Here is an 11,042-nt window from a genome sequence, read left to right as displayed (position 1 = left end):
CCCGATGACAGGCTCCGCGAAGCAATTAAAAAATGTTGCCGCAGAGCCAGTCGCGGATTGCTTCGCCGCCGACCCGTTGGCTCGCAATGACGGAGCAGACATCGGAGCGTTGCCATGGCCGTCACCGTCTTCATCCGCTACCGGATCGATCCGTTCAAGCGCGCGCAATTCGAGGAGTATTCGAAGCGCTGGCTTTCCATCATCCCAAGATGCGGCGGCGATCTGATCGGCTATTTCATGCCGCACGAGGGCACCAACGACATCGCCTTCGCGCTGATTTCGTTCGACAGCCTGGCGGCCTATGAGGCGTACCGGGCGCGGCTGCGCGCCGATGCGGAAGGCATCGCCAATTTCAACTTCGCCGAAGACGACAAGTTCATCCTCGCCGAAGAGCGCACCTTCCTGCGCAAGGTGGTCGCGTGATCCGGCCAATGTGACTGGCAGGCCGCGGACAGCATCGCTAGTCTTGCTCGCGAGCCTTGCAATCCAGGGAGTGAAACATGTCAATGACAGCAAAAGACAAGCGCGCCAATTTTCGCAAGCTGCACCAGTCCGGCTGCTTCGTGCTGCCCAATCCGTTCGACGTCGGCAGCGCCAAGGCGCTGCAGCATCTGGGCTTCAAGGCGATCGCCTCGACCAGCGCGGGCTTTGCCTGGACCATCGGCAAGGCCGACAACCGCGTCAGCGTCGATGAGGTCTGCGCGCATCTTGCCGCGCTCGCTGCCGCCGTCGAAATTCCCGTCAATGCCGATTTCGAGGGCGGCTTTGCCGATGAGCCGGACGGCGTCGCCGCCAACGTGGCGCGCGGCGTGAAGACCGGCCTCGCCGGGCTGTCGATCGAGGATTCCACCGGCGACAAAGCCAGACCGCTCTATGAGCGCCGTCTTGCGATCGCGCGCATCAAGGCGGCGCGCCAGGCCATCGATGCCGACAACAGCGGGGTGCTGCTGACCGGCCGCTGCGAGGCGTATCTGTGGGGCCAGCCCGATCTGAAACTGGTGATCGACCGGCTTCAGGCCTATGCCGATGCCGGCGCGGACTGTCTCTATGCGCCGGGCATCAAGACCAGGGAAGATATCTCCGCGATCGTCAAGGCGGTGCACCCAAAACCGGTCAATCTTCTGGTCGGCGCCTCTGGCCTGTCACTGCGCGAAGCCGAAGATCTCGGCGTCCGCCGCATCAGCGTCGGCGGATCGCTGGCGCGTTCCGCCTGGGCCGGCTTCATGAAGGCGGCCAGGGAAATGGCGGAGCAGGGGACATTCACCGAATTGTCCGCGGGCTATCCCGGCGGCGAATTGAACAAGATGTTCGGCTGAAAAAAGCGCGGCGGGCTGGATTTGCCCGCCGCGCCCGTCACGTCAAAATCGATTCAGACGTTAGTGCGGATTGTTGCTCTGCCCTCCTTGCGGATTGGTCGAGCGGTCGACCTCAGATCCGGTCGGTCCGCTCGCCGGCGGCGTCGGACGGTTGGTCGCCGAGCCCGTGGTCTGGCCCGGCTGGCTGTTGGCGTGAGGCGTGACGTCACGCATGCCCGAAGGCGCCTGCGGCGAGGACGGCTGTGTCTGCGCGGTCTGCGGCGCTGCGGTCGAGGCCTTCTGGGGGCCTGAATGGTTCAACCCGTAGAACACCGCGCCCAGCACCAGGGCAACACTGACCGCGAACAGCGCGATCTTGCCGGGGCCGGCGCGACCTTCGGCCAGTTCTGGGTCCATTTGCAGGTCCTCCTCCAGCCGATTGATCGGCCTTGGGTTGGCTCCGCGGCGATATTCTGGGGCATCGCGCTCAAGAGCTTCGTGCTCGAGAGCTTCGTCCGCGAGACCTGGACGATAGGGATCGGTCGGAATGCGTTCATTTGTCATGAAGGGGCTCCTCCTTTCGTCGGAGACAACGGGGCAGGGCAGTCGCTGGTTCCGACGTTGATCCGCCGGCGGATCGGCATTGTCGGGACCTGTTCATGGCGGAACCGGCGCCGTAAGTTCCGACATCGAGCTTCCTCCGAGGGTATGATGTGGAACCTGCCTCCCAGCGATACCGTGTTGCATGTGCTGTCGCTGGTGGCGTTGGCGGCGCAGGCCATGACGGCGGCATTGGCCGCGGGAAGACGAAGCATGGACTGGGTCGGGGTCTGCCTGCTCGGCTGCGTCACGGCGCTCGGCGGCGGCACCATTCGTGACGTGCTGCTCGGACATTATCCGCTGGCCTGGGTGCAAAATCCGTCCTACCTCGCGCTGACGGCGGTGGCGGCCTTCGCCACCATCCTGATCGCGCGCGCCGTGCACCGCCTCAGCATCGCGTTTCTGGTGCTCGATGCCATCGGACTCGTGGTCTTCACCATGGCCGGCTGCGACGTGGCCCGGCAGCTCAACGAATCGCTGCCGATCGTGATCGTGTCAGGCATGATCACCGGCTGCGCCGGCGGCGTGCTGCGCGACATTCTCTGCAACGATATTCCGCTGCTGTTTCGCGCTGAACTCTACGCCAGCGTCTCCATCGTCACCGGGCTGTTCTACGCCAGCGCGTTCGGACTGAAGTTGAACGATGAGGCGTGGACCGCGCTCACCTTCGCCGTCGGATTGTCGTTCCGCCTGCTCGCCATCCGCTACAAGTGGGAAATGCCGAAATTCGTGTTCGACGATGAGCGACGTTGACCCTCAGTGCCGCGCCTTTGCCACCTGCTCCGGCGTCACCAGCGGCGCCGCATTGCCCCAGGAATTGCGGATGTAGTTGGTGACGTCGGCGATCTGCTGATCCGTCCACTGCCTGGCATAGCCCGGCATCGAGCCAGGATTGGGCGCGCGCGGCGTCGTAATGGTCTGCGCGCCGTCGAGGATGATGCGCAGCGTGCTGGCGGGATCGGCGGATTGCAGCAGGGCATTGCCGGGCAGCGGCGGATAGATGCGCGGCGCGCCCGATCCATCGGCCTCGTGACAGGCGACGCAGGCATGGGCATAGAGCGCGCCGCCGGCCTTCATCGTGTCGTCCGGGGGTGGGGTGACGGCGGGCTCCCGCGGCCCCGGCGGCAGGGCCTTGAGGTAGACCGCAATCGCGCGCACATCGGCATCGCTCATCTTCGAGGTCGAATTGACCACGACCTCGGCCATTGGCCCAGTGGCGTGGCTCCGGCCGTTGCGGCCGCTCTGCAGATATTCGGTGATGTCCTCGACGCTCCAGGACTTCAGGCCGCCACGCGCGGCGCCGTCGAGCCGCGGCGCGAACCAGCCGTCGAGCCTGCCACCGGAAAGACTGCGGCCATGGCGGTCGGCACCGAACATGTCCTTCGGCGTATGGCAGGCGCCGCAATGGCCGAGGCCGGTCACCAGATAGCCGCCGCGGTTCCATTCCGCGCTCTTGTTCTGGTCGGGCGCGAAGATGCCGGGCTGGAAGAACAACGCGTCCCAGAGCCGCATCACCGCGCGGTGGTTCAACGGGAAACGCAGCTCGGGCGGCGGCGTCGGATTGCGGATCGGCGCAAGCGTCGCGAGATAGGCGCGGATCGCCAGGATATCGTCGCGCGTCAGCCTGGTGAAATAGGGATAGGGGAAGGCCGGATAATAGCGCGAGCCGTCCGGCGCTGCACCATCGCGCAGCGCGCGGACGAAGTCCTGGTCGCTCCAGGCCCCGATTCCGGTATCGCGGTCGGGCGTCAGGTTGGGCGAGGTCACGGCGCCGAACGGCGTCGCGATGCGCTTTCCGCCGGCGAACGGTTTTGCCGGATCGGCAGTGTGACAGCTCACGCAATCGCCGGCATCGACCAGTGCCTTGCCGTGAGCGACGGTGTCCACCGATGGTTCGGTCCGAGCCAAGGTCTGAGCCGAAACCTGGCCCATGGCGGCGGCCAGCGCGGCGCACAAAAGCAGGAAACGAAGAATCGCCCGCATGGCTGAATAATTCCTTGAAGCGTAAATCGATTGTCCGGAGCCTATCGCGCGGAACGCGGCGTTGAAAGGGCGCCACGGCGTTTCGCCGGCGGCCTTCCCGGCGACACAAAACGAAAGGGCCCCCCTTCATCCCAACACGAAATTGCGATCTGCCGCTGGGGAGTTTCGTCAGCCTGATTTGTGATGCGCCGGGTGGAAAAACCGACATAGAGTGGCAATCGTCACGGGCGTGACTAGTTAGAACAAGCAACAATCAATCAAAGAGCAAGAATCAAGCAAAGAGTCTTGCAGCCAGGGCGTCAAGAGGGCGGAATGGGAATCAATCAGGGTCCGATCAGTCTCGACCAGAAATACACCCAATCGACCGGTCGCGTGTTCATGACCGGCATCCAGGCGCTGGTCCGGCTGCCGATGGTCCAGATCCGACGCGATCGCGCTGGCGGACTCAACACCGCGGGCTTTGTCTCCGGCTACCGCGGCTCGCCGCTCGGCGGCTACGACCAGCAACTGTTCGCCGCTCGAAAACATCTCGAACAATACAACGTCAAATTCCAGCCCGGCGTGAACGAGGATTTGGCCGCGACCGCGGTCTGGGGCTCGCAGCAGCTCAATCTTTCGCCAGGCGCCGCCTATGACGGCGTGGTCGGCATCTGGTACGGCAAGGGCCCAGGCGTCGACCGCTGCGGTGACGTATTCCGCCACGGCAACACCGCGGGCTCGGCCAAAAACGGCGGCGTGCTCTGCCTGGCCGGCGACGACCATGGCGCCAAATCCTCCACCGTGCCGCACCAGTCGGACCACGCCTTCATCTCCGCGCTGATGCCCTATCTCTATCCCTCCAGCATCCACGAGATGATCGAGATGGGGCTCTTGGGCATCGCGATGTCGCGCTACTCCGGCTGCTGGGTCGGCATGAAGGTGATCACGGAAGTGGTGGAAACCACCGCCGAGATCGATCTCACCGACGAGATGAAGCCGTTCATCATTCCCGCCGACTTCGAGATGCCACAGGGCGGGCTCAACCTGCGCTGGCCCGACGACCGCTATGCGCAGGATTTACGCCTGCAGGACTACAAGGGTTATGCCGCAATCGCCTTTGCCCGCGCCAACAAGGTCAACCGCATCACGATGGATTCGCCGAATGCCCGCTACGGCATCATGGCGTCCGGCAAGAGCTATGAGGACATCCGGCAGGCGCTGCGCGAGCTCGGCATTACCGAGGAGATCGCCGCCAGGATCGGCCTCAGGCTCTACAAGATCGGCATGCCCTGGCCGCTGGAGCCGGAAGGGGTGCGGCAATTCGCGGTCGGACTCGAGGAGATATTCATCGTCGAGGAACGGCGCGAGATCGTCGAGAACCAGGTCAAGCAGGAGCTGTTCAACTGGCGCGACGATGTCCGCCCGCGCATCGTCGGCAAGATGGACGAGCACGACAAGCGCTTTTTGACCTTCGCGGCCGAGCTCAGCGTTTCTTCGCTGGCGAGTTCACTGACCGAGCGGCTGCTTCGCCTCAATCTCAATCCTGAAATCGCCGAGATGCTGCGCGCCAAGGCCGACTGGTTCAATGGCCGCGAGGCGAGCCAGATGCAGCCGATTGCCCCGATCAGCCGCACGCCGTATTTCTGCTCGGGCTGCCCGCACAACACCTCGACCAAGGTGCCGGAAGGCAGCCGCGCCTTCGCCGGCATCGGCTGCCATTTCATGGCATTGTGGATGGACCGCAACACCGAGACGTTCACCCATATGGGTGGCGAGGGCGTGCCATGGGTCGGTGTCGCGCCCTTCACCAAGGAAGCGCATGTGTTCGCCAATCTCGGCGACGGCACCTACTTCCATTCAGGCTCGCTGGCGATCCGTCAGGCGGTGTCCTCCGGCGCCAACATCACCTATAAGCTCCTCTATAACGATGCGACCGCGATGACCGGCGGCCAGCATGTCGACGGCGAACTATCGCCGCAGCAGATCACCTTCCAGCTCCATGCCGAGGGCATCCGCGAGATCTATCTGGTCTCCGAAAATCCACAAGTCTATCCGGCCTCCGATATCGCCCCAGGCGTCAAGACCGCGCATCGCGACGAGCTCGATTCCGTGATGAAGACCTGCCGCACGCTGAAGGGCACCTCGGCGATCGTGTTCGTGCAGACCTGTGCCGCGGAAAAACGCCGCCGCCGCAAGCGCGGCACGATGGAAGATCCGCGCCGCCGGTTGCTGATCAATGCCGCGGTCTGCGAAGGCTGCGGCGATTGCTCGGTGCAGTCGAACTGCATCTCGGTCGAGCCGCTGGAAACCGAGCTCGGGCGCAAGCGCACCATCAACCAGTCGACCTGCAACAAGGATTATTCCTGTCTCAAGGGTTTCTGTCCGTCATTCGTGACGGTCGATGGCGGCAAGCTGCGCAGCCGCGCGCCGGCCGATCTTGGCGAGATCGGCGAATTGCCGGAACCTGCGTCGCGTCCCTCGCTGGAGCGGCCCTACAATATCGCGGTCGGCGGCGTCGGTGGCACCGGCGTGTTGACGATCGGCGCGCTGCTCGGCATGGCCGCCCATATCGAGAACAAGGCCAGCATGATCCTGGACATGTCGGGCCTGGCGCAAAAGGGCGGGGCGGTGCTCAGCCATGTCAGATTGTCCGAACACACCGCCGACGTCACCTGCTCCCGCATCGTCACCGGCACCGCCGATCTCGTGCTCGCGGCCGACGAAGTCGTGGCCGCCTCCAAGGATACCATCACGCTCTGCGAATCCGGCCGCACGGTCGGCATCATCAACAGCCATGTGATTCCGACCGCGGATTTCATCCTCAACCGCGATTTCAATTTCCAGAGCGGCAAGGTCAACAGCGTGCTGGAAACCGCGCTGCGCAAGGATTCCGCCTTCGTCGATTTCACGAGACCCGCCGAGATGCTGCTCGGCGATTCCATCGCCACCAACATCATGATGCTGGGCTATGCCTATCAGAAGGGCCTGTTGCCGCTGTCGGGGCAGGCGATCGAGCAGGCGATCGAGGTCAACGGGGTCTCGATCAAGATGAACAAGGAAGCTTTCCGTCTCGGGAGGCTGGCGGTCGTAGAGCCGGCACGGCTCGAAGCCATGATGCAGGGCAAAGATGCCGCCGCGGCGCCGAAGTCGCTGGATGCGATGTCGCTGGACGAGATCATTGCTCATCGTAGTGCCTTCCTGAGGGATTATCAGAACAGGCGCTACGCCGAACGCTACCGCAAGCTGGTCACCAAGGTGCGCGATGCCGCGCGCGATGGCGGCTACGACGACGCGCTGCCGCGCGCGGTTGCGATCAATTACGCCAGGCTGCTCGCCTACAAGGACGAGTATGAGGTGGCGCGCCTGTTCACCGACGGCCGCTTCGAGCAGCAGCTGCGCGATCAGTTCGACGGCGACTTCAAGATCAGCTTCAACCTTGCGCCGCCAATGCTATCGAGCGGCGTCGACGCCTTGGGCCGGCCGAAAAAGCGCGCCTTCGGGCCCTGGCTGCTGCCGGCGTTCCGGACGCTCGCCAGGCTCCGCTTCCTGCGCGGCACCCCCCTTGATATTTTCGGTCGCAGCGCCGACCGCAAGCTCGAGCGCGAATTGATCGCGACCTATCAGCAGGATGTCGCAAGCGTGCTCGAACAGCTCTCGCCGGCCACGATCGAGACCGCGGTCGAACTGCTATCATTGCCGGATCGCATCCGTGGCTTCGGGCCGGTGAAGGAAAAGGCCGCCAAGGACGCGCAAGCGCGCCACGCGCAGCTCATCGCCGATCTCGCCAACCCGCCCTCCGCGCCAAGGCAGATCGCGGCGGAGTAGTGGAGTAGGACTGGACGAAAGTCTCCGCCGTCATGGCCGGGCGTAGTCCCGGCCATCCACGTCTTGCCGCATCGAATCGACAGGAGACGTGGATGCCCGCGCCTTCGCGCCGAAGCGGCTTCGGCCCCGGAGGCGGAACAAGCGCGGGCATGACGGTCACGAATGGTCGTCCGGTGAACTTGGCTGGCGACCGCAGCCCGAGCGTTGGCCGCTATGCGGCGATCCGGGCCCTGGTCTGAACGATCTCCAGCGCGGCACGGGCGGCTTCCCGGCCTTTCGTCGCGAAATGGGCAAGGTAAATGCTCCTGTGGTGCTCGGTCTCCTGATAGTGATGCGGCGTCAGGGACACCGACAGCACCGGTACGCCGCTGTCGAGGCCGGCTCGCATCAGGCCGTTGACGACGGCCGATGCCACGAAATCATGCCGATAGATTCCACCGTCGACGACAAGCGCCGCGGCGACGACCGCGACATATTTGCCTGACGTCGCGAGGTCTCGCGCGAGAAGCGGCAACTCGAAGGCGCCGGGGACATCGAACACCTCGACCTGTTGGATCGGGATGATTTCGGTAAAGCCTTCGAGAGCCTTGCCGACGATGTCGGCGTGCCAGCCGGCTTTGACGAACGCAAATCGGGTGTGTGTCATCGTGATCTCCTTTCCGGTAAACGACACGTCACCCAAGGCGATCACGCGCGCATCCACGCCCCTTTCGGGACGCCGACACGCTCGTTCTCTTTCATCCGGACTGTGACCGTCGGCTCAGGCCTTGCACCTGATCTGCTCGACCCTTCCTTGCGGAAGGCGCTCGCGGGCTCACGGCAACGCCGCATACCGCCGGTGGGGAGTTCCACCCCGCCCTGAGAACGGGACGAGCTTGCATGATGGACTGGTTACGATCAAGATCGAAAATACGGCGTCTCAGCCGGTCGCGCAGAGCCGCACCATGGCTGGGATAATCAAGCCGGCAACGCGCCGTAGTCGTGCGTGTAGTGCGCCGGCACGAAGCGGTCGAAGCTCTGGCTCCAGCGTTGGCCCGGCCAAAGATAGTCAACGCGACCCTCCGCAGGCAGGTAGACAGCGGTGTACACGGTCGCGAAGCCAATGTGGCGGGAGTAGAGCGGTGGTCCGAGGAACTTCCCGGTCAGGCGGTCCAACGTCATGCCGGCTTCGTCGAGTGCGGCAAGCATGCAATCCTGCCGTTCGCGTGAATCTGTCAACGCCGCTGAACGGCGTGTCAGGGGCCTCTCCTGATGGTTGGCGCAAGCCCGCAGCCGCGACACGGCCGGTTCGCGGTCTGGCCCAAGAAACACGGTTGCGAATTCACCGGTCCGATCCAGCACAGTGACATTCTGCGACAGCGCAATCGGAATGCGACAGAGCGCGGCGATCGCCTGGTCGACGACGGTACAGGTTTCCAGCACGTAGCGCAGCAGCAGGATCACAGAGAATCCGAGCCCCTGAGCCTGGCTGCCGCCGAACGTCAAGCTGGCGACCAGCCCATCCTCGTTCATGCCGTCGAGGCAGCCGCCCCAGGGGCGCTGTGCCTTGGCGATGACCCGATGCCCGGACCAGGCGGTCAGCTCGAAACGGGCGGAGACGACATCGAGCGGATAGTCATAGTTGCGGACCAGGGCAGGGCCGCCGTCGCCGAGCCAGATCGCCTGGCTGCAGCCATGGAGGATGGGCGGCGGCCGATAGTGGCTCAGAATACGATGCCCGAGGTCGTCGTCCCCGACCAGGGCGCAGGCCTTGTCGTAGTGCGGGACCAGTTCGGGCATGTGGCGGCGAAGCGCATCACGGCATTCGGCCGCGCGTGGCGGCGGCGCCAGCCCAGATCCGAGATACCAGCGCGCCGCCTCATCCCGACCGGCGACGAAGCGATCCCGCCAAGCCTCGCCGGGTTCGTCCTCATGCGCCGCCTCGAAATGCTTGAACATCCGACCAGCTCTCCAAAGAAGATCAAGCTCGCAACGCGACATCGCTGCGCACTGCGCGGTGGGCGCCCAGGATCGCCCGCATAAAAATCGAAAATTCCGCGAGGAAATTCAAGGCCGATCGCACCGTCCGGTCCTTGTCAGCGCGCAGGGCGGGTTGCAGGCGAAGCCGGAACCCGCCATCTCGCCACGTTTACCGCCGGAGCAAGCCGATGCCATGAGCCGAGGTTCGCTACCGTCCATTGCTGGAGTGGAGCGCTCCCATCGGCTCATCGCGCGGCGCTCGCGAGCACGCGCCGCGCCCAACCGAGCTGGCCTGCGCCTTCCACGAGGTCCCAGTTGCTGGTCCGCAAATAGACGTTGGCAACCGCGTCGGACTTCATCTGGCCAACTGGCTTGGCCAAGATGTCGGGCGCAGCGAACAGGGTCACGCTACCTTCGGTGACGACATAGGCCTTCGCGACCGGACGGCGGTCCGGCGGAATCACCGGCAACGCTGCTTGCAGCGCCTTGGCGTTGCGGCCAGGATCCTGGGTCAGCCGGAGCGCGCTCGCGATATGCTGGGGGTTCGAGGGATAGATCCTGCCAGAGGTGCGGATCGCGTCGATCATCAGATTGTAGGAAGCGAGCGCATCCTTCCTCTCGCCATGGTCGAGCAGCACCACCCCGCGGGCATAATCAAGCATTGCGGTGAAAAGAGGCAGCGGACCATCCTGCGCCTCGCCGCGTTTGGCCCAGTCGGTGCCGTCGGCGTAGTTCTGGCTGACCCACGCCTGGCTCGCTTGGTCAAATGCGAAGCTCCCATCGTACTCCACGATCCGGTTGTAAAAATAGTAGGCGGCGGTCTCGGCAACGAAGCCCATCCGACAGCGGTCGAAGCCGGGCTGCGTCGGCAGCGCTTGCAGGGTCGGATAAAAGTGGTTCGACGGATAGAGCTTCAACAACCGCTGCGCGGCGCGGCGCACATCCTCGTCCGGACTGCACAGGGACTCGACGACGATCCGGTAATCGTCGGAACGAAAGCCCGGAATGTCCTGTCTCCTGGACAGCCGATCGGGCTTCACCGACTGGTCCCAATTCGGGCGCAGGGTCGGCGGCAGATATTTCCCGTCCTCGATCACGCTCAACGCATTCGAGAGCAGGTTGAGATAGGGCGCAACCTGAGCCGAGCCTTTCGCGGATTCATTGCGCAGACCCTGGACCACATAGTCGGCGACCTGGCCCCAGGATTGGTACAGCTGGGTGCGATCGCGGTCTTCCCCGCGCACATAGGCATCCACCTGCTCGTTGAGCGATCCGCCGTCCGTTGCGGCTACGGTCCTGGGCTCGGAGCGGGTGGCCGGAGCAGCGGCGGGGCCTGGAGTGGAGATCGAGGCCGGAGCGGGCGAGGCGGCTGAACGCTCGGCGCCGCTGGGCTCCGTCGAC

8 protein-coding genes, 1 pseudogene and 1 riboswitch are annotated in these 11,042 nt (G+C 64.4%); of the genes and pseudogenes, 4 read left to right on the top strand and 5 right to left on the bottom strand.

What is annotated here, in order from left to right; all coding sequences use genetic code 11:
- Positions 1 to 114: 114 nt before the first annotated feature.
- Both WCB02_RS32660 and WCB02_RS32655 read left to right on the top strand, forming a co-directional pair.
- A complete protein-coding gene (locus tag WCB02_RS32660) occupies positions 115 to 423 on the top strand; it encodes an NIPSNAP family protein (RefSeq protein ID WP_423964832.1) in 309 nt (102 codons plus the stop codon).
- Between the two features lie 77 nt (positions 424 to 500).
- A complete protein-coding gene (locus WCB02_RS32655; RefSeq protein ID WP_423964829.1) occupies positions 501 to 1,316 on the top strand; it encodes an isocitrate lyase/PEP mutase family protein in 816 nt (271 codons plus the stop codon).
- 60 nt (positions 1,317 to 1,376) lie between these two features.
- On the opposite strand, the gene WCB02_RS32650 is transcribed toward WCB02_RS32655, so the two are convergent.
- Positions 1,377 to 1,859: a hypothetical protein gene (locus WCB02_RS32650; protein ID WP_423964827.1), complete on the bottom strand. Its 483-nt coding sequence runs from the start codon at positions 1,857 to 1,859 to the stop codon at positions 1,377 to 1,379.
- A gap of 147 nt (positions 1,860 to 2,006) precedes the next feature.
- Between WCB02_RS32650 and WCB02_RS32645 the strand changes: the two genes are divergently transcribed.
- The gene (locus WCB02_RS32645) at positions 2,007 to 2,648 is read left to right on the top strand and encodes a trimeric intracellular cation channel family protein (RefSeq protein WP_423964825.1); all 642 of its coding nucleotides are present in this window, start codon (positions 2,007 to 2,009) and stop codon (positions 2,646 to 2,648) included.
- Between the two features lie 3 nt (positions 2,649 to 2,651).
- Here WCB02_RS32645 and WCB02_RS32640 read toward each other — a convergent pair whose 3' ends face one another.
- The gene (locus tag WCB02_RS32640; RefSeq protein ID WP_423964823.1) at positions 2,652 to 3,878 is read right to left on the bottom strand and encodes a cytochrome c; all 1,227 of its coding nucleotides are present in this window, start codon (positions 3,876 to 3,878) and stop codon (positions 2,652 to 2,654) included.
- Between the two features lie 312 nt (positions 3,879 to 4,190).
- Between WCB02_RS32640 and WCB02_RS32635 the strand changes: the two genes are divergently transcribed.
- Entirely contained in the window at positions 4,191 to 7,682 is a 3,492-nt protein-coding gene (locus WCB02_RS32635; RefSeq protein ID WP_423964821.1) for an indolepyruvate ferredoxin oxidoreductase family protein, read from the top strand.
- A gap of 211 nt (positions 7,683 to 7,893) precedes the next feature.
- On the opposite strand, the gene WCB02_RS32630 is transcribed toward WCB02_RS32635, so the two are convergent.
- The 3 genes and pseudogenes from WCB02_RS32630 to WCB02_RS32620 all read right to left on the bottom strand — a co-directional run.
- Positions 7,894 to 8,328, bottom strand: coding sequence for a 6,7-dimethyl-8-ribityllumazine synthase (locus WCB02_RS32630; protein ID WP_423964818.1), 435 nt, complete (start codon positions 8,326 to 8,328; stop codon positions 7,894 to 7,896).
- 79 nt (positions 8,329 to 8,407) lie between these two features.
- Positions 8,408 to 8,552: riboswitch (FMN riboswitch) on the bottom strand.
- 87 nt (positions 8,553 to 8,639) lie between these two features.
- Positions 8,640 to 9,620 (bottom strand): C45 family autoproteolytic acyltransferase/hydolase, encoded by a 981-nt coding sequence (locus WCB02_RS32625; protein ID WP_423964815.1) that lies wholly within the window; start codon positions 9,618 to 9,620, stop codon positions 8,640 to 8,642.
- A gap of 266 nt (positions 9,621 to 9,886) precedes the next feature.
- Positions 9,887 to 11,042 (bottom strand): annotated as a pseudogene (locus tag WCB02_RS32620) (hypothetical protein); the annotation flags it as partial.

Origin of the sequence: Bradyrhizobium sp. (assembly GCF_049581145.1) — a bacterium.
GTDB lineage: Bacteria > Pseudomonadota > Alphaproteobacteria > Rhizobiales > Xanthobacteraceae > Bradyrhizobium.
Note: the sequence above shows the minus strand (reverse complement) of the source record. Positions and strands in the feature narration are given on the sequence as shown.